General features: G+C 53.6%; 26 protein-coding genes. 22 read left to right on the top strand and 4 right to left on the bottom strand.

Going from position 1 to position 22026, the window contains the following annotated elements:
- Positions 1-63: 63 nt before the first annotated feature.
- The 4 genes from BZK41_RS06325 to BZK41_RS06310 form a co-directional block, all read right to left on the bottom strand.
- Positions 64-1416, bottom strand: coding sequence for a P-loop NTPase fold protein (locus BZK41_RS06325; RefSeq protein WP_079937573.1), 1353 nt, complete (start codon positions 1414-1416; stop codon positions 64-66).
- A 112-nt stretch (positions 1417-1528) separates the two neighbouring features.
- A complete protein-coding gene (locus BZK41_RS06320) occupies positions 1529-1798 on the bottom strand; it encodes an ogr/Delta-like zinc finger family protein (protein ID WP_079937572.1) in 270 nt (89 codons plus the stop codon).
- Positions 1799-1845: 47 nt separating this feature from the next.
- Complete coding sequence (locus BZK41_RS06315; RefSeq protein ID WP_079937571.1) at positions 1846-2907, bottom strand: phage portal protein; 1062 nt, start codon at positions 2905-2907, stop codon at positions 1846-1848.
- Complete coding sequence (locus BZK41_RS06310; RefSeq protein ID WP_001631635.1) at positions 2904-4715, bottom strand: terminase family protein; 1812 nt, start codon at positions 4713-4715, stop codon at positions 2904-2906. The genes BZK41_RS06315 and BZK41_RS06310 overlap by 4 nt, the downstream gene beginning before the upstream one ends.
- 177 nt (positions 4716-4892) lie before the next feature.
- On the opposite strand from BZK41_RS06310, the gene BZK41_RS06305 reads away from it, so the two are divergent.
- From BZK41_RS06305 to BZK41_RS06195, 22 genes are all read left to right on the top strand, one after another.
- Positions 4893-5954, top strand: coding sequence for a GPO family capsid scaffolding protein (locus BZK41_RS06305; RefSeq protein WP_079937570.1), 1062 nt, complete (start codon positions 4893-4895; stop codon positions 5952-5954).
- Between the two features lie 28 nt (positions 5955-5982).
- Complete coding sequence (locus BZK41_RS06300; RefSeq protein ID WP_079937569.1) at positions 5983-7005, top strand: phage major capsid protein, P2 family; 1023 nt, start codon at positions 5983-5985, stop codon at positions 7003-7005.
- Between the two features lie 2 nt (positions 7006-7007).
- Positions 7008-7709, top strand: coding sequence for a phage terminase small subunit (gene gpM / locus BZK41_RS06295; protein WP_079937568.1), 702 nt, complete (start codon positions 7008-7010; stop codon positions 7707-7709).
- A gap of 102 nt (positions 7710-7811) precedes the next feature.
- Positions 7812-8285: a head completion/stabilization protein gene (locus tag BZK41_RS06290; RefSeq protein ID WP_079937567.1), complete on the top strand. Its 474-nt coding sequence runs from the start codon at positions 7812-7814 to the stop codon at positions 8283-8285.
- Positions 8282-8758 carry a phage tail protein gene (locus BZK41_RS06285; protein WP_000080428.1) on the top strand — a complete coding sequence of 159 codons (477 nt, stop codon included), beginning with the start codon at positions 8282-8284 and terminating at the stop codon, positions 8756-8758. The genes BZK41_RS06290 and BZK41_RS06285 overlap by 4 nt, the downstream gene beginning before the upstream one ends.
- 35 nt (positions 8759-8793) lie before the next feature.
- Positions 8794-9450 (top strand): phage protein, encoded by a 657-nt coding sequence (locus tag BZK41_RS06280; RefSeq protein ID WP_042854138.1) that lies wholly within the window; start codon positions 8794-8796, stop codon positions 9448-9450.
- A gap of 2 nt (positions 9451-9452) precedes the next feature.
- A complete protein-coding gene (locus tag BZK41_RS06275; RefSeq protein WP_079937566.1) occupies positions 9453-10595 on the top strand; it encodes a DUF2586 domain-containing protein in 1143 nt (380 codons plus the stop codon).
- A 3-nt stretch (positions 10596-10598) separates the two neighbouring features.
- Entirely contained in the window at positions 10599-11054 is a 456-nt protein-coding gene (locus BZK41_RS06270; RefSeq protein WP_006624202.1) for a phage protein, read from the top strand.
- 4 nt (positions 11055-11058) lie between these two features.
- On the top strand, positions 11059-11370 hold the full coding sequence (locus tag BZK41_RS06265; RefSeq protein ID WP_000980879.1) for a holin: 312 nt from the start codon (positions 11059-11061) through the stop codon (positions 11368-11370).
- On the top strand, positions 11357-11695 hold the full coding sequence (locus BZK41_RS06260) for a M15 family metallopeptidase (protein ID WP_001656611.1): 339 nt from the start codon (positions 11357-11359) through the stop codon (positions 11693-11695). The genes BZK41_RS06265 and BZK41_RS06260 overlap by 14 nt, the downstream gene beginning before the upstream one ends.
- On the top strand, positions 11695-12078 hold the full coding sequence (locus tag BZK41_RS06255) for a hypothetical protein (protein WP_079937565.1): 384 nt from the start codon (positions 11695-11697) through the stop codon (positions 12076-12078). The genes BZK41_RS06260 and BZK41_RS06255 overlap by 1 nt, the downstream gene beginning before the upstream one ends.
- Positions 12079-12180: 102 nt before the next feature.
- Complete coding sequence (locus tag BZK41_RS06245; RefSeq protein WP_001656609.1) at positions 12181-12450, top strand: putative phage tail assembly chaperone; 270 nt, start codon at positions 12181-12183, stop codon at positions 12448-12450.
- Positions 12451-12458: 8 nt separating this feature from the next.
- Entirely contained in the window at positions 12459-12638 is a 180-nt protein-coding gene (locus BZK41_RS06240; protein ID WP_000719046.1) for a hypothetical protein, read from the top strand.
- A gap of 1 nt (position 12639) precedes the next feature.
- Positions 12640-14754, top strand: coding sequence for a phage tail tape measure protein (locus BZK41_RS06235; RefSeq protein ID WP_079937563.1), 2115 nt, complete (start codon positions 12640-12642; stop codon positions 14752-14754).
- The gene (locus tag BZK41_RS06230) at positions 14751-15086 is read left to right on the top strand and encodes a DUF2590 family protein (RefSeq protein WP_001656607.1); all 336 of its coding nucleotides are present in this window, start codon (positions 14751-14753) and stop codon (positions 15084-15086) included. The genes BZK41_RS06235 and BZK41_RS06230 overlap by 4 nt, the downstream gene beginning before the upstream one ends.
- The gene (locus tag BZK41_RS06225; protein WP_079937562.1) at positions 15079-16263 is read left to right on the top strand and encodes a baseplate J/gp47 family protein; all 1185 of its coding nucleotides are present in this window, start codon (positions 15079-15081) and stop codon (positions 16261-16263) included. The genes BZK41_RS06230 and BZK41_RS06225 overlap by 8 nt, the downstream gene beginning before the upstream one ends.
- The gene (locus BZK41_RS06220; RefSeq protein WP_079937561.1) at positions 16256-16849 is read left to right on the top strand and encodes a phage tail protein; all 594 of its coding nucleotides are present in this window, start codon (positions 16256-16258) and stop codon (positions 16847-16849) included. Before BZK41_RS06225 ends, BZK41_RS06220 begins: the two co-directional genes overlap by 8 nt.
- Positions 16850-16860: 11 nt before the next feature.
- Positions 16861-18648 (top strand): phage tail protein, encoded by a 1788-nt coding sequence (locus tag BZK41_RS06215; protein ID WP_079937560.1) that lies wholly within the window; start codon positions 16861-16863, stop codon positions 18646-18648.
- A gap of 2 nt (positions 18649-18650) precedes the next feature.
- Complete coding sequence (locus BZK41_RS06210; RefSeq protein ID WP_079937559.1) at positions 18651-18995, top strand: tail fiber assembly protein; 345 nt, start codon at positions 18651-18653, stop codon at positions 18993-18995.
- The gene (locus BZK41_RS06205) at positions 18985-19707 is read left to right on the top strand and encodes a hypothetical protein (protein WP_044713454.1); all 723 of its coding nucleotides are present in this window, start codon (positions 18985-18987) and stop codon (positions 19705-19707) included. Before BZK41_RS06210 ends, BZK41_RS06205 begins: the two co-directional genes overlap by 11 nt.
- On the top strand, positions 19679-20221 hold the full coding sequence (locus BZK41_RS06200) for a hypothetical protein (protein ID WP_079937558.1): 543 nt from the start codon (positions 19679-19681) through the stop codon (positions 20219-20221). Before BZK41_RS06205 ends, BZK41_RS06200 begins: the two co-directional genes overlap by 29 nt.
- 7 nt (positions 20222-20228) lie before the next feature.
- Positions 20229-21953 carry a hypothetical protein gene (locus tag BZK41_RS06195; protein ID WP_079937557.1) on the top strand — a complete coding sequence of 575 codons (1725 nt, stop codon included), beginning with the start codon at positions 20229-20231 and terminating at the stop codon, positions 21951-21953.
- Positions 21954-22026 lie beyond the last annotated feature (73 nt).

Raw genomic sequence — 22026 nt, 5'->3', positions numbered from 1 at the left:
CACAACTCGTTGCGCCGGTTCGAGCGATTTTGCGGGCTGTAAAGAGCCCGCAAAAAATTGTTATTAATTGATATCAAACCCTTCAACGGTTTCAAACATGTTTTCTAAAATTGGTACTCTTCTTCCATAGTAACTTTGTATGTCTGAAAAACGCTTGTTAACGTCGGCTTTTTGTAGTTCTTCATCTGACATGTAGTGATATTGTAACAAATGGTCTATCCAGTAAATTTCAGAAACAAATTCTGCGTGGGTGTTATTCACTGAAAGCTTAGGTAGTATTTCATGAAGTTCGTATTTCTTGTATATGATATTGGATAACATTTCAGAATCATGAACTTTGAGGAAAGCAACTAACCCCATAGCTACTTTAAACGCATCAGCGGTAAAATTGTTTATTTTATTTGGATTGGCAATAACTGCAAATACTGAGTAACAACGCTCAGCTTCACGTAATGAACAACCATTAACATCCAGCAAATAAGCTAGGGTATTTACAAGTGGGCCGTTTCGGACAAATAAGTTGTTACCACTATCTATCGTAAGTAGGTGTTTTTTTATTGTTGAGTGGTGATGATAATTGAACTCAGTTTGAGATAGACAACTTATCTTTGGAAGAGAAAACCAGTAATGGACAAATTTATTAAGGTACAATCTGGAGTTAATATTCCCATAGCGACACTCAATGCTCTTTTCAAATTGTTCGCGATTGACTACTAATAAAAATATCACTCCTTCGACAGAAAAAATATGTTTGATTTTTTCTAATAAATCTAAAGAAAAGTCGGGGCGGGCGCGATCCAGTTCATCAATTATGAAAAATATCTTTTTACCACTTTGCTTACATATTTGAGTTAATAATTTACCGAAATGTTCTATGGTTGCTATTTCATTTTCACTATTTTTTATTTTTCCCTCTATATATTCCTCAACTGGAGAAGATATAGAGTCAGTTATCACATCGCTAGCTTTTTCAAGAACCGTTCCGGATAGTAGCCCTCCAGATAGAGTATTGATTGCAAATTTAGCACTGTTTATCGCAAATGAAGCGCCTATTTTTTTACCAGCACTTAATAATTCCTCGCATAATGTTTTTAATTTTCCATTTTCTTTACTTATAAGGGAATATATGCTTGATGTTAATGCGACAAATGGGTCTGATTGATAATCACTTTTGAACGCATCAAAGTATATGACATCAAAATCATCTGAATGATTTTTGTTTATCTCTGATTCCATCATCCTTACAAATGAAGTTTTTCCATTGCCCCATTTATCATCTAGCGCTAAAACTAAACTTTTATCAGGTGCGTTGGTAGCAACTCGCATAATAGTATCGTGTAGTTTCTTTCTGTCAAAAATATCGTCATTCTCGGAAAAACCATCAGAAAAGGATTTGATTGGAGCAGTTAATCGCATATCTATGTTCCTTTGATATTAAGGCAAAATGCACCATAAATGTAACAAAATAGCGAGTAACATTACATAACTCATAATGTAAAAACTCGCTTTTTGCAGGGTTTTTTTATGCTTATTGTCCGTTGAGGAGATCCAATGCAAATTGTCGTTCTTCCGGCTTGAGCTGGTCAATCAGAAATTTAACCAGCTTGTTGCCGGTCAGCCCGCTGGGGCTGAGGGTATGTGAAAACTCAACGCTATAAACAAATGTATGACCACATTCCACTTTCGTGCAGCCACAGTATAAAGACGCCAGTTTTTTATCTTTCCAGTCTGATTTGCGAATGATGGCCGGTGAGCCGCATTCAGGACATTTAATTTTAAAAACTCGCATGTTCACCATCCCGCACGCCATTGCTAACAATGGGGATGATTTTAACTTAACTGCGCTCATTTTTCGCCCTTTTCGGTGGTAATTGCCGGGATATCCACGTCAAAAACCAGGTGCAAGTGTGCGGGGATCTCCGGGTCATTGTTGACGCCGTTCATTAGCTTGCGCTGCAAGGGGATAACTTCATCCTTGCGATAGGTTGTGCGGGCGGTTTCAGGGTTGCCCATTACCGCGCCATTGGTCGGGATGATTCCTGCCAGACCTGCGGGGAAACGGTGAGCGGTAAAGATATCCTGTGCGGTGATCCCTTTGATGTTGGCAAATTCGTCCTTTGCGCTGACTTCGCCCACCGGCAGGATTTTAACCCCTTCCGGGTCGCCCTTCGGGATGTTGATAAACATATTTCGGAAGTTACCCAGCCCTTTGGACTGGGCGATCTTCTCTTTGATTTCGTTTTCCATTTCCAGCGTAAGATTGGGATCGCTGGTATAGAGAATAAAGCCCATGTGCGCCCCGTTGTTGTAGTAACGGCGTCGGAAGATGGTTGCCTCACTGTTGAGTAACACCGAATGGATGCCGCCAATATAGTCAGGCAGACCATACACCTGCTGGCGCGGGTCGTACATTTTAAAAAAGACGATGTCTTCCGGGTCATAGATAAGCGCTGGCCCTTCCTGCAGAACAGCAAACGAGCCGTCTTTCCGGCAGCGCAGATACAGTGACGGCAGCGGCAGCAAGTCGATCACTTCCCCGAATACGTTACGAATTTTCAGGATAGCGACGTCACCAAACAGCAGGTAATCAAAGACAGCCTGTTCGACCTGGTCAGGTGTCAGGCCGCCGCCGATATAGCCACCGGCCACCATATTGCGCCGCGCATACAGTACCCCACCGTGCTGGCCGTTAAGGTTCGGCAACTGGGCCAGCGCCAGGCGATCAATCGGGAGTCGCCAGTGGTCATACTCATTGTCATACCAGATATTGTGATAATCAGTGCCGGTCGTCAGGATGGGTTCTGGTTCGCCAAAGGTGATCACGCTTCCGCGCCCTGGCGTGAAGGTTTCAACCTTGTTGCCGGTGATGGACCTGAATTTTTTATTATTACGCTGTTTCTTTGTCATGCTGCTTTCCCAAAGTACCAGCCCGATGGGCGGTCATATTCGTGATCGATAGGTTCGTTAATTACGGCGTGCGAGATAGCGAAGAAAACATCTGCATGGCCGGTCGCGTCTGAACGTTCGGCAACAAACGTCAGCGCGTTGCCGCTGTTGGTTGTCGTGCGCCGGATAGCCATAAAGCTGGCCGGAATTTCGACGCGCTCCTTGTTCGTTTCGTCTACGGCGTCTTTTGCCCATTCGATGCGCTTACGCTCGACAACGTCGATCATCTTCATCACCAGGCGGTTTTTGCTTTCGACGCTGTAAAGAATTGGTGTGGCTTCGCGTGGCGCAAATTTGCTGACAAGGTCATAAACGCCTTTACCTATGCCGGTTGTATCGATCCCGATGTAAGTGATGTTAAAGCGGCGCATAAGCTGCTTTATCTGGTCGGCCTGCCAGCTGAAGTTAAAGCCCTGCCATTGCCAGACGGCCAGCACGCGGAAGCGCTCACCGTCCTCTATGGGGGGCGCGATTAACACAAATGTTGAGTTGTCGCCGGAGCGCGACGGGTCAAAACCTGCCCATACTTCGCGATTGCCGAAGGGCCGCGCAGCGGTCAGATCAAAGTCGCCCCAGGTGGCCCGGTCCACTTCACAGCCGACAAGCGCGGAGAACTTGAAAACCGCGTCCTTACTGTCAACAAACTGGCACATGTAGAGCATGGCGAACGCGGTCGGGCTGTATTTGTTGCGCAGCCGTTCAATATCGACAAGCGCACCGAGGCCACCTTCGATAGCGTCTTCCATCGTGATGATGTAGCGCCAGATCTGATCCGGGCAGAGAATGCCCTGGCGCATTTCGCTTTCGTTCGGGAACTTCACCCCTTTGCGTTTCGGGTCGTCCCCGCGCCAGGCTTCGCCAGTCCAGACCGGGTAAGCCTGGTGCGTTTTCGCGCTGGGCGTCGAAAAGTAGGTCGTGCGGTATTTGTTATGCGTTGCCATTGCGCTGGCAACTTCGTGCAGGCGCGTGAATTTCGGGATCCAGAAAACCTCATCGCCATACAGGTGGCCGTTAAAGCCCTGTGCTGTGCTGGCGTTCGTGGACAAAAAGCGCAATATTGCGCCGTTACTGAGGCGGATATTTTTACCCGTCAGCGTCACGCCGAAATGGTTCTGGGCGATCTGGACGATGTATTCGCGGAAGATTTCCGACTGAGAGCGGCTTGCAGAGAAAAAGACCTGGTTATCACCGGTAATGACGGCGTCTTCGAATGCTTCCCAGGCGAAATAATAGGTCATACCCACCTGGCGGCTTTTCAGAATGAAGCGCCAGTCTTCGCCTTTATGTTCGCGGCAGTGCAGCTGGTACTCGAAGAGATGTTCCCGCGCCCAGGTGTCGAGCATTTCCGCTGTAATACCGGAAACGTCGTTTTTCTTATACCGGCGCTTTCTTTCCCCAGGTTCCCCGCCTGCGCTGCTGAGGCAGTACCCTTCACCATCATAAGCCGCTTTCTGGGCCTGAATTTCTGCCAGCTTTTCGGCGTGCTTGTTGCGCTGCGCCATGAGTTTCACATGGTGAGCAATCAGATCGCGCAGTTCTTCCAGTTCAAGCGCGGTTTTTTTCTCGCGGCGGGAGAGCTGGTCGATACGGCGGGCGATGACATTTTCCACCGATTCAACAGGCAGCAGTGATGCCCACTTCCCGACGTCAGCCCAGTGGTAAATTGTACGCGGTGGAATATTAAGTTCCTGCGCAATATCTTTCGGCGTCCAGCTTTTTATGTAAAGCGTGCGGGCCGCTTCTTTTAATTCATCGGAATATTTAGCCATGCGGCTATTATGGCGGGATTATTTTGCAGAATTGATAATTAAATATCGGTAAAAAGTGGCTAACCATTTATAACCGAATACATAAGAAATAAAGCGGTCGCGCTGTTTTAATCAATTCGCAATACTGACCACCACAAACGAATCATTGTTATTTAAATTCATTATTAAAGGTCAGTTATGCCGCAATCTCATTACCGCACGGATTGGCTATGTATTGCCACATCTGGACAGGCTGTGGACGGTCGCACCATTGAACCGCAATGGTTGATTGATGCGGCAGAAACCTATTCCCGCAAAACCTACACCGCCATGATTTGGCCGCACCACCCGCAATACGATATCAGTGAGCGTGAATTTACCTGCAACCTGGGGGAAGTGGACGCGCTGAAAGTGGAAACGGAAGGTGACGTCACGAAGTTATATGCCCAGTTAATCCCGAATCAATTTTTAATTGATGCCAACCGTATGGGGCAAAAGTTATTTACGTCAGCCGAGTTTGTCACTGATTTTGCAGGAAGCGGTCGTGAATATCTTTTCGGGCTGGCCGTGACAGATATTCCGGCAAGTCTGGGAACGGAAAAACTTAAATTCGTTTTAGCCGGTGAAGAAAAGGACGCCGAGCGCGGGAGTCTGGAAACATTCAGTTTAGGAAAATTACAGACAAGTAAACCAGATAAAAAAAATTCTTTCTGGTCGCGTTTATTTTCGGCCAGCAAAGATTTTACGCCACCCCCAGAGCCAAACACTGACAAGCCCACCGAGGGCGACGGAGAAAAAATGGAAGAATTAAAAGCGCTCATTCAGCAAATGCTGGATCTGCTTAAAAGCGGTAAAGACGCCGCAGCGGGTGACGCCGACACGGTTGATACACCGGAACAGGCCGCCGATGTTGTGGCAGATGTTGCTGCCCAGATCGCTGATGCTGCCGACGAGGTGGCCGAGCTGGCGCAGGACGTTATCGAAAACCCGGAAGACGAAGTCAAAGCGGAAGAATTCAGCGCAGCCAAAGCTAACCTGGCAAAAGTCATGAAGTCATTCAATGTGACGCCAGCGAAACGCCCACGCGCCAGCCGTCGCCGTGACTTTTCCGCCCGCCGCCAGCCAGCTGGCAACCAGATGGACAACCTTACCACGCAGCTGACTACCGTCCTGACCAAGTTGTCAGCGATGGAAAACGGCAATACGCGCCGCCCTGGCAGTGCGCCAGGCGGAAGCAAAGAACCGTTTGAATTCATGTAATCGCCAACTTTTTCAGGAATAAAAGATTATGCAATTAACCCCTAAAGCAGAGCAGATGCTGCGTAAGTTTGCCGCAGGCCTGGCGAAAGCTAACGGCCAGGTAGACACGTCGCGCTACTTCTCGCTGACCAATCCAAAAGAAACCCAGCTGCGCAATGCCCTGCTGCAAAGTTCTGAGTTCCTGCGCCTGCTGCCTAACGTGCTGGATGTGGACCAGATCACCGGCCAGGTGGTCAGCACCGGTAAACCCGGTATTTACACCGGACGTAAAAAAGACGGTCGTTTCTCTCGCGCCCTGGGCGTGTCCGGTAACGAGTACAAACTGGTAGAAACGGATTCCGGTTCGTATCTGCCTTACTCCCTGCTGGTTGCCTGGGCGAACGCGGGCAGCGAAGAGGAGTTTTTCCTGCGTATTCAGGCATTCAGTAACGAATCTTTCGCGCTGGACATGTTACGCGTGGCGTTCAACGGTACGAGTGTTGCAGAAGACACCGACCCGGAAGCCAACCCGAACGGCGAAGACGTCAACATCGGCTGGCACAAAATCGTTAAAGACCGTTCATCTGAGCAGATTATTTCTGATGCCGTCACTATCGGTGCGTCAGGGGCTGACTTTATTGGTCTGGATGCGGCAGTCACAGACCTGGTGCATACCTGTATTTATGAGCCATTCCGCAATGACCCGCGCCTGGTTGTGCTGGCTTCCGCCGACCTTATCGGCAACGACGCCACCACGATGATGAATAAGATTGATCGCCCGACTGAGAAAGTCGCCGCGCAGCTTATTGGGCGCCAGATTGCTGGCCGTACCGTGTACACCCCGCCATTTATGCCTGAGGGGCGCCTTATCGTCACTACGCTGGACAACCTGCATATCTACACCCAGCAGGGTACACGTAAGCGTAAAGCGGAATGGAACGACGACCGCAAGCGCTTCGAGAATAACTATCTGCGCATGGAAGGTTACGGCGTCGAGCATGACGAGCTGTATGCGGCATTCGACAAAATCACCCTTGCGACCGGCGAAGTTGCACCGGGAGGGGGCGCGTAAAAATGGCAATGACCCCGTGTCAGCGACATCGAGCACGCATGAAAGCCGCAAAGGCGCTGGATAAGTGCGAAGCCCTGACGGCATCGCCGGTCAGCTTTCACATTCAAATGCTGGAACTGGAAAAGGATGTTGAACGGCTTCGCAGTCTGACACGCGCAGACCGTATGGACATGAAGCGCGATGTTCTTCTGCCGCGCTGGATGCCGACCGTTGAAGCATACCTCGCCGGTGATGCCCGCTTTGCCAATCCGGCCCTGGTTTACTGCGTGATCTGGTTGTTCGATACGGGGGAAATGGGCAAGGCGCTGGACTGGGCTGACGTGGCTATCAGTGAGAGCCAGGCCACGCCGGAGAACTTCAAAAGCAACCTGCCCGCCTTTGTGGCCGACACGGTGCTGGAGTGGGCGATCATGCAGGCGGAAGCCGGTCACAGCATCGAACCCTATTTCAGCCGCACGTTTGAAAACATCCGCGAAAAGTGGCGTTTGCACGAAGACATTAACGCGAAGTGGTTCAAGTTCGCCGGTCTTTACCTGCTGCGCGACGAGAAGGGGCAGCCGCGTGCCACTGCCGTGGATGATGTGAATACGCTGGAACAGGCCGACGCCCTTTTGGCCCAGGCGGCGGCGTATAACAAAAACGTCGGAGTTAAGACCATGCGCGAAAAAATCCGCGCCCGGATTAACGGCCTGACCCAGCTTTAACGACTCCCGCAAGCCGGGACGGGCGCGGGGGAGGCATCAACCATGCGGTTGTTGGCCGTGGAACCCGTTAGCCCGTTTCTATTGCAAAACCGAGGTGTGTCAATGAGTGGCCCAAGTTTCAGTATCAGCGGTAAGCCAGTGACGGTGACGCCAACTGCGATCACCAACGGCGTGACATTCTGGCCCGATCTCGATCTGGCCGAGTTTCAGAAGGTGCGCACGCTGCCCGCTGATCTGCCGCCAGAAACCGCAGGCGTGGCCCTGCTGGCTGCTATTGCGGAGGTAAACGACGCGCTGGCCGACGTGGTGACGTACTGGAACGCGAAAGCCTGCGAGCGGGCCGCAGATGTACCGGGTGCAAAGATGGGCGCCGAAACCCAGTTAACAGCCCAGTACAAAAAAGCGGTCTACGCCCGCGCAAAGGCCGATTTACTGGGGGAGTTCGCCACCATCGGGCGGCGTGAATCGCATCCGGGGCAGGAAAGCCAGGACACCCGCGCCAGCCTGCTGGCCGAGGCGGCCAACGTGATGCGAAACATGCTGCGGCAACCACGCGTAGGGGTGCATCTGATATGAGCCAGCTTGAAAGCCTGACGGCGTTTATTACGGCAAATCTGCCGCCTGATGCCATGCAGATGTTTTCCAGTTCAATGGAGGATTGCGAGCTGGTACGCAACGCCAAAGCGCTGGGGAACAACCAGCGCCGGATCGGAGTGCTGACTTACACCGCCCGTTTGTCGTGGGATGACTTCCCCTACCGCAAATATTCGCCGGGGCTGATTTATGCCCTGGTGCTGGCCTGGGTGGATGAGTTCGCCAACGAGCTGCGCGACGAGCTGAAGTTAGCCGATCCCACCGTGGACCCGGAGTTCGACGACGAAGGGTCATGCATTCTGGATGTGGTTGTCCCGCTGGTTGATCCGCTGGTCCTGCGTGAAGTGGAAAAAGGGCCAATCCCTTTCAAGGGCAAGAAATGGGACATCGTAAACCCCGAAATCTGGGAGGCGTCGCAACTGGAATTTATTGTCCAGCGTGGTGACGCGTCGTGATCCGTGGGGAGCTGAACCAACAACAGCTAAAGCAGATGCGGGAAACGCTGGCAAAAGCTGACCTTCCCCCGCGTAAGCGCCAGCGCCTTTTATGGCGTATTGCAAAGCTGGGCATTGTCGCAGCGGCAAAACGTCACCAGCGCCAGCAGGCGGCCCCGGACGGTACGCCGTGGGAGCCGCGCAAGCGTGGCAAAGGGAAGATGTTAAAAGGGCTGCCCAAACTGCTGGCCGTGCGCGAAATGCCGGAGATTCAGGGGGTAAGAATTTACCTCAAGGGCGGGAACTACCGGAACGGGACGAAGCCCATTGCGGCGGGTCTGGTCGGTGCGGTCCAGCAGGACGGCGCAAGGATCCAGATGAAAGCCAGTAACGCCCCGCGCAAGCCGCAGGCTGACAAGCCCGCGCTACCGAGACAGGCCAAGCGCCTGCGGGCGCTGGGCTACAAAACCCGCAAGGGCAAGCGCTGGGTTAAGCCGTCCAGCAAGCAAATCATGGAAACCATGAGCATGGCCCAGGCGGGATTACTGATTCGAAAACTGAAAGGCACTCCCTCAAAACGCACATGGACCATTGATATTCCGGGGCGCGTTTTTCTGGGGGTGAGCAACGACGAATTTAACCAAATTATTGCGCGGCAAATGCAGGCAATCGGCTTCGGCTGGGACGTCAACGCGCAGCAAATCAGGGGGTAAAAATGACCTGGCCTACAGTCAACGTCAGTCAGAAAAACCGCTTCAACGGCACAACGAACGACGTCGAGCGCGTCATCCTCTTTGTGGGTTACGGCGACACTAACATCGGGAAAACCCAGTCGCTGAATACCGGCAGCGATCTGGATAAAGCCCTGGGCGACAAAGACAGCCCGTTAAAAAATATGGTAGCCGCAGCGGCCAATAACGCCGGTCAGAACTGGTTTGCTTACGTGCATGTGCTGGCAGAGCCAGACAAGGACGCCGAGGGCTACAAACCAGACGAAGACTGGATGAACGCGGTCAAACAGGCCCAGAGCGTGGCATCCGTGGAAGGGGTTGTCCTGGCATTTGATACCGCCGACGCGGCCACCATTAACCGCGCAACGGAAATGCGCGTCACCTTACAGGCCAGTTTTGGGCGTTTTATCTGGTTTGCCCTTGCTGGGGGCGGGCCGGAAAAGGACGAAGCGTGGAGCGACTATGTGACGCGCCTGGCAGCACTCCAGGACGGTATTGCATCGCCTGGGGTGCAACTGGTCCCGCGTCTGTGGGGCAACGAACCCGGCGTCCTGGTCGGTCGCTTGTGTAACCGTTCGGTGACGGTGGCAGACAGCCCAGCCCGCGTTGCAACCGGTGCAGTCACCGCGCTGGGGCGCGACGGCCTGCCGGTCGACGGGACGGGGGCCGAAATTGATCTGGCCGTGTTGCAGTCCTTGCAGGCGAACCGCTACAGCGTGCCGATGTGGTATCACGATTATGACGGCATCTACTGGGCTGACGGTCGCACCCTGGACGTTGAAGGCGGTGATTATCAGGTGATTGAAAACGTGCGCGTGGTTGATAAAGCCTCCCGCCGTGTCCGTCTGCGTGCAATCCCCAAAATTGCCGATCGTTCGCTGAACAGCACACCGGGCAGCATCGCCGCGCATGAAACCTATTTCGGCAAGCCGCTGCGCGAAATGGCGATTTCAACCCAGATCAATGGCGTCGAATTTCCGGGCGAAGTGAAACCACCAAAGGACGGTGACATCACCATCACCTGGACCAGTAACGAAGCGGTACAGATTTATCTTGTGGTTCGACCGTATGAGAGCGCGAAAGAAATCGGCGTCAGCATCGAACTGGACACCTCACTGGAGAGCTAATCAATGACTGAACGTATTAGCGGTGGATCATTCGATGTGAACTACGACGGCATCATGATTCACGTCGAAAACGCCACCGTCACCATTACGGACAACAGCGCGGTAGCACAAACCCGCGGCGTCCCTAACGGCCACACGAAAGGGTCAGTTTCGGCGGATGTGGAAATCGAAGTCGATTCCCAGAACTTTAAAAAGTTTACCGCCGTGGCCCGTTCGGCAGGTTCCTGGCGAGCCATTCCGGCAAAAGACTTTTTGTTCTATGCCAATGCCGGGGACGACGAAGAAAAAATCGAGGTGTTTGGCTGCGTACCTTCGTTGTCTGACATCGTCAACATCAACCCCAACGAGGCCAGCAAAACCACGAAGAAAATTAAATTCATGGTGACAAGCCCGGACTTTGTCGCGATTGACGGCGTGCCGTACCTGTCAGCCCGTGACACTCGCGATCTGAAAGGCTGACACGATGATGAACGGAGAAACGTCACTGCTTGAAAAACTGTTGCTTATCGGGGCCGTGATCGGTCTGGGGCAACTGATGGTCAGCAATGAGCGAATCACAACCCGTCTGCTGGTCGGGCGGATGATTCTGGGATCTGCGGTCGCACCGCTGGCCGCAATCCCGCTGCTGAAATTCCCCGATATGCCGGAACTGGTCGTCATTGGGCTGGCCTGCGCCCTGGGCATTCTGGGAAGTGCGTTTATTGAGGCGGGGTTAAAGCGCTGCCTGGACATGTATATCAAGCGATGGGGGAGCAAGCGCAATGAAACTGAGTGAAAAACAGCAACTTTTCACGGTGATGATCGCCAACCTGATTCATTTTGCAGAAGAAAAGGGCTATCGCCTGACGTTTGGCGAAGCGTACCGCACGCCAGAACAGGCCGCGCTTAACGCAAAAAAAGGGAGCGGCATTGCTAACAGCCTGCATACCCAGCGCCTGGCGGTGGATTTTAACCTGTTTGTTAATGGCGAGTACCAGACCGACAGCGCCGCCTATCGCCCCCTGGGCGAATACTGGGAATCCATCGGCGGATCGTGGGGTGGCCGTTTCAGTAAGCCGGACGGGAACCATTTCAGTCTTGAGCATAACGGGGTTCGCTGATGCGCAATTTGCTGGGTCTTTTGCTGATTCTGGTCGCTGCAATGTCAGCGGGCTGGCAGGCGCATGACTGGCACGACGCAAAGCTGCAACTCGCTGCCAGTGAAGCGGCAGAACAAACACGCCAGATTGTCGTTGAAGTAACGCAAAAGTCTGGCGAAGCGCTGGAAGCAAAACTCGCGGGGCTAAAAGCCAATGAAAGACACACGGAACGGGAAATCCGCACAGAAATCATTAAGCCGGTTTTTAGCAACGTTTGCGCTTCTGATGATTACGTCCGGTTGTTCAACGAAAGTGCAGATCAAGCCGAACGAGAATTATCAGGAAAACCAGCTGACACTTTGCCCGGTCACGCTGCCACGTCTGGCCGGACCGACCGGAAATGACTTTGACGCGGCGCTGACAGCCTACCGGCAGATGTATACCGACTGCGCCGCCCGACATAACGCCCTGGTGGGCAACATTCGACAACGTAAGGACTTAGCACAATGAGTAAACCGAAAAAAATTGCCATGACCGTGGCGGGCGTAAATCTGAGCTTTGAGCCGAATAAAACCGCGTTTAACAACCTGCTTAACGAAATGACCATGACCAATAAGGTTGCCCCTATGGTGACGTATCTGGGCCGCATTGTTGATGCCGAGTGTAAAGAGTCGCTCAACAAGCTGATGGAAGATTATCCGGGTTGTGAAATGCAGATCGTCGAGAAGGTTAACGAGATTTACTCCCCAAAACTTGAGATCGAAGTAAAAAACTGACGGCGCGGGTGGCGGCCATTCGCAAGAATGCGCTTGAGCAATACCTTGCCCTGCGCCGCTACTACCTCCCGCACGAAGCCGACGACGAAGAAAGCATCGCCCGCGCCCTGTGGCTGGACGAATATTTCGCCCAGACCCGCGCCAGCAAGACGGCGGAAGGGATAGCCATCGCATTTAACGGAAACTGATATGAGCCACCTGGATTTTACCCTGAGCCTGATCGATAAGCTGACGCGGCCATTAAAAACGGCCCAGTCTTCGCTGTCCGGCTTTGCTGAAAAATCGCAGGCGTCTTTTACAAAAATCGGGATCGGTGCGGCAGCTGTCTGGGGCGTGGCACAGTCCATCGCGGGCGTGGTGGGTCCGGCGTATGAGATGAACGCCGCACTTGCAGAAGTGGGTTCCAAAGGCGTGGCAGAGGATGCGCTGAAACGTCTGTCCGGCGAAGCCATGCGATTCAGTATGCGCTACGGCAAAGGGGCCGTTGATGTGGTCCGGTCAAGTTACGCGATGAAAGGCGCAATGGCGGGCCTGTCCGATATGGACCTGCCCCGCGTCACCATCGCGGCCAATACCCTGGCGGCAGGCGTCAAGGCCAGCGGCGAAGAGGCGGGCGAATACATCGGCGCAATGGCGTCACGTTTCAACGCAGAGTTGTCCAGTCTGGGCCATGTGCGTTTTGCCGAAGAACTGGCAGGAAAAACGGCGTACATGGTGCAAAACTTCGGCGTGAAAATGCAGACCATGCAGGAGCTTATCGAGGGGACGAAAAGCGCCGGTGCTGACTTTGGCGTCAGCCTGGATGAGCAGTTCGCCGTACTGGGTACGCTTTCGCGCACGCTGGGTACTGAGGCCAGCGGGATCTACGAGCAGTTTTTACGCAGCGCCCCGGCTGCCGCTGAAAAGCTGGGTATGAGCTTTGTCGATGCCACCGGCAAAATGCTGCCGATGGGTGACATTCTGCAAAAACTCCAGAGCAAATACGGGCAGAGCATTGAAGGGAACGTCAAGGCACAGCAGGCGCTGGACGCCGCGTTCGGTGGCGGTGCTGACGTTATCAAAAAGCTTTACGGCCAGCAGGATAAATTAAATCGCAGCATCACCGAGCTGGGCCGAAATGACGGGATGAAACGCGCCCAGGAAATGGCCGAACGAATGGCCGAGCCGTGGGAGCGTATCAAAGCGACATTCTTTGCCATTCGCGTGGCGATTGGTAACACGCTGATCCCTATCCTGTCGCCGCTGATGAACCGTATTGCCGACGTGGGGGCAAAATTTGCCCGCTGGCTTGATATGTTCCCGAATATTGCCCGCTGGCTGGGTTACATCACCCTGGGCGTGCTGTCCTTCGGGCTGGCCGGGGCGGCGGTCAATATCGTGATGGGGGTCTTTGGCTTCACCATGACGGGGCTGGCCGCAATCGCTAAGGTGCTGGGCGGTGCATGGAAACTCCTGTTATGGACGCTCAACCTGTTGCGTCCGTCCCTGCTGACAACCCGCATTGGTCTGGCCGCATTGTGGATCCAGTCAAAATTGCTGGCGCTGTGGACGGGTGTCTGCCGCATCGCGCTTGCTGCATGGAATATCGCGTTAAAGGCCGGGGCTATTGCCATGCGGGTTTACGGTGCGGCGACCATGTTTGCTGGGGCTGCAATGCAATTCCTGATGAGTCCGATAACCCTGATTATTGCCGGGCTGGCGCTTCTGGCCGTGGGGGTCTGGTACGTCGTCACCCACTGGGAAGAACTGGCGGAAGCGATCATGAATACGGCGGCTTTTGCCTGGGTGATGTCCGTCGCTGAACAGGTGGGCCAGGTGTTTGCGCGGGTCTGGCAGTCCATCACTGACGGCTGGGCCGCGGTGGTTGATTTCTTTGCCGGTCTTTCTCCGCTTGCCACCTTTGAAGGGTTCGCACAGACCATCGGCGGGGTATTCAGCAAACTTTTTGACGTCCTCAAAAATACCTTTGCGTCTACCTATAACTGGATTGTTGAGAAGCTAAACAAGATCCCCGGCGTCAACATCGACCTGAAAACCGTTTCGCCACCGGCAGCGGCTGCCGTTCCGGCAAACGCGGTCATTCCTGACAGTGCTGCAGGTTCGTCGAAGCTGAACAGCCCGTCCGTGCTGACGGGGAACCGAATCAATGCAGACATCCCACGCGGCGGCCTGATGAGTCAGGTTAAAACCGACAGCAAAACCGCTGTGGATAACCGTAAATCGTGGGGCGACACCTACATCAACGCCCCCAATGGAATCACCCCGGCCCAGCTGGCTGAATGGCAGGAGCTTAACGCAGGATGAGTACCGAACCGTTATACATCGACCTTTTGATCACTGACGGCGATTTCACGCTGGACAGCGGCAACGAGCCGCGCCGTTGCGATAACCGCGACAGCATCACCCAGGACATTATTCACAGCATTCTGGAAAGCGGTATCACCACCCGCCTGATCGGTGAGCGCAGCCCGACAATGCGCGGTGACGTGCTGACGCAACTGTCCTTACTGGTGGAAAGCGACGAACGTCTGGTCCCCGGCACCATAGTGATCACCGAAGAAACCCTTTCGCGGTTGTATGTCACGGCGGAAACCTACGATTTCGGCCCTGTCGGTACAGAGGTTAACTATGACTGAGAAACCCGACATTGATTTTGAAAAAGTGCTGAATGACAGCGGGATGCCCGCGACCGAGGCCGAAATTACGGCGGCATTTAAAGCCACCGTGCAGGCGGAAGGGTTTGTCACAAACACGTCGAGGATGTCACCTTTCTGGCGCCTGATTTCGAAGATTGTCACCACGCCAGTGTTATGGCTGCGTGCGGCGCTGATCGATGTGGTCCTGCGCAATATGTTTGTTGCGACGGCCACCGGTCCCATGCTGCGCCTGCTGGCCTGGGCGGTCCATATTGTGCCTAAACCGGCCAGCGCTGCCGCTGGCGTGCTGCGGTTCTACAAGCTGAACGCGGCGGATGTGGTCGTCGTGCCTGCCGGAACACTGGTGCAAACCGAGCGTATTAACGGCGTGGTTTACGTGCTGGCGGTGAATGAAGACGTGACACTGCCTGCCGGGGTTGAAAGCGGGCTGGTTCCCGTCACGGCGACCGGCACCGGCAGCGGCTATAACCTTGCGCCCGGCTATTACCGGATTTTACCCGTTGCGGTGGCCGGGATCGCCAGCGCGGTCAATGAGGACGAATGGCTGATTACGCCAGGGGCTAACGAGGAAAGCGACGACGAGCTGCGCGACCGCACCCGCAACCAGTTTAATCTGGTAGGGAATTACCATTCTGACGCTATCTACCGCAGCATGATTGCCAGCGTGCTGGGCCTGAGCGTTGATCGCATTTACTTTTTGCACGATGCCCCGCGTGGGCCGGGTACGGCAAATGCTTACCTGTTACTGGACAGCGGCGAAATATCACAGCCCTTTATTGATGCGGTTAACGACTATGTGAATACCCAGGGCCACCACGGACACGGTGATGATCTGCAGTGTTATGCCATGCCGGAAACCAGCCACACCCTGACGGTGACGGTCTACGTCAAAAGCGTGGAAAACATGGAAGCGGAAGACCTGAGCGCGTTAAAAACCGGTATTACCGACCTGATTCGTTGCGCGTTTCGCGAGAACGCCAATTACGACGTTAAAAAGACGCAGCCCTATTCGCGCTATTCCTTTTCGAATCTGGGCCGCGAGATCCACAAGGCTTTTCCGGTTGTCGATTCACTGCATTTTTCCCTGACGGATATTGTCAGCGAATTGTCGGTCCCGCGCCTGTCAGGGTTAACGGTGGAGATTGAGAATGACTGAGTTTTCAAAGTTGCTTGCCGGTCTGAAATTGCCGTCGTGGCTGAACAAAGGCGACCCCGCCAGGCTGTTGCGGGCCTGCGTGAAGTTCTGGTCGCAGGTGTACGGGTGGATCACCTGGCCGTTAAAGCAGTTTGATCCGCTGGTCTGCCCCGAACCGCTGTTAAACCTGATTGCCTGGGAACGCGACATCGTTCGGTTTAAGGGGGAGCCGCTCGACATCTTCCGCAAGCGGGTGAATTACGCATTTATCAATGCGCAGCAGGCCGGAGAGGTGGCGGGCTTTATTGCCATTTTTGAGCGACTGGGGATTGGTTACGTTGAATTACTGGAACGGCAGGACGGACTCGACTGGGACGTGATTGTCGTTCGTGTGACAAACAACCAGATTGCGGAAAATGGCGATCTCCTGCTGGAAATCATCCGCAAATACGGGCGCACATGCCGCCGTTACCAGTTTGAAGTGATCACCGCCCTGCCGCTGAATATCAATATTGGCTGGTATCAGGGGGAATATATTTGCTGGCCTGCCACCCTGGGCGATGTGAATAACCAGCCCGAAGCAACGTACAGCGCAAGTTTGAAGTAGAGGAAAGACCTATGTCACAGGCGGTTATTACAAAAGTATTTTCAGAATGGAAAGCACAGCAGGCAATTAATAATCAGCCCGTCACGCTGGATGAATTTATTTTCGCGTATATTCCGGGGCTGGATGTCGATAAACCGATTGATAATACCGAGACAATCCCCGCAGCGGATAAAATTGTTTATCGTCAGGCAGTGAGCAAATCCGGCGTTGTGAATGAAAATTCTGTCGTTTATTCCGTCACCCTGGGGGCGGATGTGGGCGACTTTGATTTCAACTGGATCGGGCTGGCAAATAAAGCCACCGGTACACTGGCGATGATTATTCACGCCCCGACCCAGCGCAAAATCAAAAATGCGAACGGCCAGCAGGGAAACGTTCTGGTCCGTTCCATGCTGATGGAATACAGCGGAGCCAGGGAAGCAACGGAAATTACCACCCCGGCAGAGACATGGCAGATTGATTTTACTGCCCGCCTGGCGGCAATGGATGAACGCCAGCGCCGCGAAAATATCGATCTGTATGGCGCAGCGGCATTTTTTGATTCGGGCTATCTGGTCGCAAAGTCCGGTAATCAGTTCTTTGTCACAAAGGGGGCAGGATACGTCGCCGGGTTACGCGCTGAACTGCCCGCAGACCTGAACATCACCGCATCCGCGAAGCCGACAAAGGTCTGGCTTGATGTCAGTTGGACCGGGACGTTAACGAGCGAATGGGCAGTACAGAGCAAAATCACCGTTGCCGCAGATCTTGCCAATTATGTGCTGGGCGGTGTGCAGCATTATGTCTTTGCGGTGGCGAGTATTGATGCTGCCGGAAATATCACGGACCTGCGCCCGAAAGGCACGCTTAACGACCAGGCCGCCAGTGATGCACTGAGAAGGCATGAGCAGTCCCGAAATCATCCTGATGCCACGACCAGCGAGAAGGGATTCACCCAGTTAAGCAGCGCGACAGACAGCACTAGTGAAGGGCAAGCCGCTACACCAAAAGCAGTCAAAATCGCGATGGATAATGCCGGTGCACGTCTTGCTAAAGAGCGGAATGGTGGGGATATCCTTAACCCTGCATTATTCAGGCAAAACATAGGTATTTACGATGCTTCTACCTCACAAAAGGGGCTGGTTCGCCTTAATGGCGGAGTAACAGATGAAAGTAACGAGACTGCTGCAACGTCAGGTGCGGTAAAAATTGCTTATGACACGGCAATAGCCGCAGCGGAAATTGCTAAAAAGAAATGGAGTGCAGTTGAAGCGACAACGTCGCAGAAAGGTATTGTCATGCTCAGTGACAATACCGGTGCGCCTGATTCAAAAACCGCTGCCACCACCACCGCTGTAAATTATGTGCTGAAACAGGCGCAATATGCATATGAACTGGCGCAGTTAAAATACACTGCGGACGGGGCAACTATCACAAATGCAGGTCTTGTACAGCTTGTTAATTCAATGGGCGGGTCGAGTTCTCTGGTGATGCCTCAGGCGGCTGTTACTACTGCAATACAAACTTACCCGTCTCTTGGTAAGGGGCAAACATTACAGGATTTAAAATCCTCTCGTGGAACAGGGGTGACATACACCAATTCCACAGGGTTTCCGATAGCGGTATATGTCCGAATTACTGGGGGGACGTCAGCAAACCTTTATGCCTATATCAATGGGATTGAATTTGGTGGTGGTGGTGCAACCGCTTTAGACACATCGCTTGCAACCGCGTTTTTCATTGTCCCACCGGGCTTTACCTACCGGGTTGATGCTTCAGGTATCTCTACGATATTGAGGGCCTGGACGGAGCTAAGATAACGATGAAGTATTTTAAAACGAGTAAAAATGAAATTTACGCTTATGAAGATGATGCTGATAAAAAATACTACCGCCGTGGGTTAATTGCGATAACTGAAGAGGAAGCGAAGGCAATACTGAATAAGCCCCTTACGGCGGAACAGATAAAGGAGCAGGCTGAGAGTGATAAATCTCGTCTTCTGGCTGAGGCGAATTCTGTCATAGCTCTGCTTGAAAGGTCTGTAAGACTTGGTATGGCGACCGAAAAAGAGACCCTGCTTCTGGGGGAATGGGAGCGATATAGCGTCATGGTGAACCGGGTGGACACCTCGGATCCTTTCTGGCCGGAGGCACCTGATGTGGCGTGAATCGGTTGTAAAGATTGCTGACGATATGGGGGCGCTGGCCTGTTCCATTGTGCCTGCGCACCCCTGGGTTTACGGGCTGGGACAGAACACGGATTCAGGCGGTTATCTCAGTCCGGCCAATGCGATGGGATATCTTGCTAAAAAGCTGTTATCCGGTGGCGGTAGCGGTGACGTTATCGTCATGATGGTGGCGGAAAATACCCACGACGCTTTTATGCAGGGGCTGAATAAGCTGTCCACCGTATTTCCGGCCCCCGTTTTTACGCAGGTAAGCCGCATGGCGGCAGCAGCCGCAGAACTCAGCACGGTAAAAATGCAGTTGCCGGTTAAAGCCGATGTATTGCCAGCCAGTGCGCCGTTATCCGTCTCAACCAACCGGCTGGCGCTGAATGCCCAGCGTGTTGCCGCCGCGCAGCTGGCCGCCGCAGTCAGTACCACCACAACAGATCTAAAAAATCAGGTTACGGGCTTTATTCAGGAACGGGCCGGTTTGCTGGCCTCACTCAGCCAGGGACTGGACGACCTGAAAGCCGCCAGCGCGAATATTTTTTCATTCAGTTACAGCGGAAGTTATGCCGTTGCTGCCGCTGAATTGCTGAAAGGCATCCCGCAAACAACGGCAGTGCATACCGCCGCGATGATGTTTATCGGGGATTCGTTATCTGACTTAGGGAAGATGCTACATGAGCCAGACCGCATTACTCGCGCTTGATGGTGAAGGGATCGCCATGCAGAACATGCTGGTTTCACCTTCCATGCAGTTTCAGGAAAAGGACCAGTCGGGCCAGACATCGAGCACGGCCAATGCTGAACAGGGTATCAAGGCCAAAGAGCTGCGCGTGTCGGGTCTGGTGACATTCGACGACGAAGCCGTCTTACAGCGGCTTTTCCAGCTGGCATCCGCAACCGAAGCCAGCGGAGCACTGAAAAAGTACCGCGTCGCCAATGCGACGGCAACGGCTATCAACCTTCGTGAAGCCACGTTCACCGGCCAGATTGATGCCGTACCGCAGGAGGATCGCCTTGCCTGGCAAGTAAGTTTTACCCTGCGTGAAAAAGGCAGCGTCCCGGAAAAACGACAGGCCCGCAAAGGTAACGCGACGGCCAGCACCAAGCAAACGGGGGCAAAGGGCGCGGGTTCGGCTGCCGGTGCTGATGAGCCAGCCGACAAAATGAGCTGGTTTGAAGAAAAGGTCTTAAAGCCGGTCAACGATGCGCTGGGGTAATTAAACGATGAAACCAATTAAACGCCTGTACCTTTCCTCTGATCCGGTCCATCTGATTGACTGCAATATCGTGCTGGAGCTGAACGCGTGCGGTCGGGGGTTTATTACGGCGGGGACAGAGACAGATTACACCGGCAAAATGGTGCGTATCGATGTTGGTTATGATGGTCTGGTCCTGCGCTGGTTTACCGGGTACGTCGAACGGTCACAACCTGCTGATAATGGAACATGCCGGTTGTTCGTGCGTGAGCTGGTCGGCATCTTTGATAAATTGTGGCCGTGTTCTTTCCAGCATCCAACGTTGCGCCAGATTACTGACTGGATAAGTGAGCAAAGCGGGTTGACCGTCACAACGCCGGTCGGCGCTGCTTATGCAGATAAACCGATCCCCCACTTTGCGCACAGCGGCACGGGCTATCAGCTTTTTGCCAGTCTGGGCCGTGCATTTTCAGTGACGGATTATCTTTGGTATCAGCTGCCGGACGGGGATGTCTTCGTCGGCGCTGCGGAGCACAGTCTTTTTGCGGGTAAGCCAGTGGAGATCCCGCACGAATTTAGCCAGGCATCGGCGGGCGGTAATTCAATGGTTGTGCCGATGATTCAGAGCCTGCGACCAGGTGCGGAAGTGAACGGCCAGCGGTTGAACCAGGTCCGGCTAAATAACGACGACATGGCAATCACATGGCAGCCCCGCAACAAAGCCAGCGGCCAGCCATTACAAAAATCACCGATTCAGCGGCAGATTGAAAACGCATTCCCGGAGCTGGCAAGCGGCCTGCATCTTCCAAAGTTCGCCAGGGTGGAAGCACCAAGCGAGGATGTATCAGGGGGGAATATTGCCGATCCATTCCGCCCGCGCTATGCCGTGGATCTCCAACTGCTTGACGAAGACGGCAAGCCAGCCGCAAATACGCCGGTCTATTCTGCCGTTCCGCTACCTGTACCAATGGCGGGCAGCGAGTCGGGAATGTTTCAGTTTCCGACCCCTGGCACGCTGGTTGAAGTTGGGTTCACTGAGGGGCGGCAGGATAAGCCCTTTGTGCGCCAGATTATGGCGGAGGGTCATAACCTGCCAGCGGTTAAACCCGGCGAGCAGTTGCAGCAACAGCGGGATGGTGTATCGCAGCGCGTGACGGTTGCCGGAGACTGGGAACGCCAGACGGACCAGACAATCCGCGAAAACTCCATGACTCGCGAAGTCACCACCGACGAAGAAATCCGCAAAGTGGTTGTCCGTGAAACTACGGTCCAGGCAACGGATAAAACAACCGTGCTTGGCACGGCAACACTTCTGGCCGGGGCGGTGGTCCATATCAGCGAGGGGGATTACAGCGTCGGCACATCCGGCAACCTGACAGTAACCTGCAGTAAGGACAATTCCGTCAGTGTTGGCCGGAACGTGAAACGGGACGTCGCGGGCAATGTTACAGACGACGTGAAAGGGAATGTCACGTCAAACGTCAGCGGCGCACTGACTGAAAAAATCAGCGGCATCCGCCGAAGTGTGGCCCAGGCGCAACAGCTGATTGCCCCGGTTGTAAAACTGGGAAGCGAAGAGATTAACGTCCTGACACTACTCACCGACACCCTGGACGTGGTGAGGGAACTGGCAGAGACTGCCGCGTCACATACTCACCCCAACACAGGGGCCAGCGGGCAGGCTGCGCAGTTCAACGCAACGGCCGCTAAAACCGGTACATTGAAAAGCAAATACGGTCCCCTGATAGCCTGACAAAAAGCGGCATAACCGCACACCTCACCAGACACCACAGAACGCGCCACAGCAGGCGCAAACATTAAAGGTC

This window comes from Citrobacter sp. A316 (assembly GCF_002042945.1).
Taxonomy (GTDB): domain Bacteria; phylum Pseudomonadota; class Gammaproteobacteria; order Enterobacterales; family Enterobacteriaceae; genus Citrobacter; species Citrobacter portucalensis.
Note: the sequence above shows the minus strand (reverse complement) of the source record. Positions and strands in the feature narration are given on the sequence as shown.

What these genes read in the sequence shown, in the direction of transcription:
- BZK41_RS06325 (WP_079937573.1), bottom strand. Translation starts at nt 1,416, where the DNA reads ATGCGATTAACTGCTCCAATCAAATCCTTTTCTGATGGTTTTTCCGAG.
- BZK41_RS06320 (WP_079937572.1), bottom strand. Translation starts at nt 1,798, where the DNA reads ATGGTGAACATGCGAGTTTTTAAAATTAAATGTCCTGAATGCGGCTCA.
- BZK41_RS06315 (WP_079937571.1), bottom strand. Translation starts at nt 2,907, where the DNA reads ATGACAAAGAAACAGCGTAATAATAAAAAATTCAGGTCCATCACCGGC.
- BZK41_RS06310 (WP_001631635.1), bottom strand. Translation starts at nt 4,715, where the DNA reads ATGGCTAAATATTCCGATGAATTAAAAGAAGCGGCCCGCACGCTTTAC.
- BZK41_RS06305 (WP_079937570.1), top strand. Translation starts at nt 4,893, where the DNA reads ATGCCGCAATCTCATTACCGCACGGATTGGCTATGTATTGCCACATCT.
- BZK41_RS06300 (WP_079937569.1), top strand. Translation starts at nt 5,983, where the DNA reads ATGCAATTAACCCCTAAAGCAGAGCAGATGCTGCGTAAGTTTGCCGCA.
- gpM (WP_079937568.1), top strand. Translation starts at nt 7,008, where the DNA reads ATGGCAATGACCCCGTGTCAGCGACATCGAGCACGCATGAAAGCCGCA.
- BZK41_RS06290 (WP_079937567.1), top strand. Translation starts at nt 7,812, where the DNA reads ATGAGTGGCCCAAGTTTCAGTATCAGCGGTAAGCCAGTGACGGTGACG.
- BZK41_RS06285 (WP_000080428.1), top strand. Translation starts at nt 8,282, where the DNA reads ATGAGCCAGCTTGAAAGCCTGACGGCGTTTATTACGGCAAATCTGCCG.
- BZK41_RS06280 (WP_042854138.1), top strand. Translation starts at nt 8,794, where the DNA reads ATGCGGGAAACGCTGGCAAAAGCTGACCTTCCCCCGCGTAAGCGCCAG.
- BZK41_RS06275 (WP_079937566.1), top strand. Translation starts at nt 9,453, where the DNA reads ATGACCTGGCCTACAGTCAACGTCAGTCAGAAAAACCGCTTCAACGGC.
- BZK41_RS06270 (WP_006624202.1), top strand. Translation starts at nt 10,599, where the DNA reads ATGACTGAACGTATTAGCGGTGGATCATTCGATGTGAACTACGACGGC.
- BZK41_RS06265 (WP_000980879.1), top strand. Translation starts at nt 11,059, where the DNA reads ATGATGAACGGAGAAACGTCACTGCTTGAAAAACTGTTGCTTATCGGG.
- BZK41_RS06260 (WP_001656611.1), top strand. Translation starts at nt 11,357, where the DNA reads ATGAAACTGAGTGAAAAACAGCAACTTTTCACGGTGATGATCGCCAAC.
- BZK41_RS06255 (WP_079937565.1), top strand. Translation starts at nt 11,695, where the DNA reads ATGCGCAATTTGCTGGGTCTTTTGCTGATTCTGGTCGCTGCAATGTCA.
- BZK41_RS06245 (WP_001656609.1), top strand. Translation starts at nt 12,181, where the DNA reads ATGAGTAAACCGAAAAAAATTGCCATGACCGTGGCGGGCGTAAATCTG.
- BZK41_RS06235 (WP_079937563.1), top strand. Translation starts at nt 12,640, where the DNA reads ATGAGCCACCTGGATTTTACCCTGAGCCTGATCGATAAGCTGACGCGG.
- BZK41_RS06230 (WP_001656607.1), top strand. Translation starts at nt 14,751, where the DNA reads ATGAGTACCGAACCGTTATACATCGACCTTTTGATCACTGACGGCGAT.
- BZK41_RS06225 (WP_079937562.1), top strand. Translation starts at nt 15,079, where the DNA reads ATGACTGAGAAACCCGACATTGATTTTGAAAAAGTGCTGAATGACAGC.
- BZK41_RS06220 (WP_079937561.1), top strand. Translation starts at nt 16,256, where the DNA reads ATGACTGAGTTTTCAAAGTTGCTTGCCGGTCTGAAATTGCCGTCGTGG.
- BZK41_RS06215 (WP_079937560.1), top strand. Translation starts at nt 16,861, where the DNA reads ATGTCACAGGCGGTTATTACAAAAGTATTTTCAGAATGGAAAGCACAG.
- BZK41_RS06210 (WP_079937559.1), top strand. Translation starts at nt 18,651, where the DNA reads ATGAAGTATTTTAAAACGAGTAAAAATGAAATTTACGCTTATGAAGAT.
- BZK41_RS06205 (WP_044713454.1), top strand. Translation starts at nt 18,985, where the DNA reads ATGTGGCGTGAATCGGTTGTAAAGATTGCTGACGATATGGGGGCGCTG.
- BZK41_RS06200 (WP_079937558.1), top strand. Translation starts at nt 19,679, where the DNA reads ATGAGCCAGACCGCATTACTCGCGCTTGATGGTGAAGGGATCGCCATG.
- BZK41_RS06195 (WP_079937557.1), top strand. Translation starts at nt 20,229, where the DNA reads ATGAAACCAATTAAACGCCTGTACCTTTCCTCTGATCCGGTCCATCTG.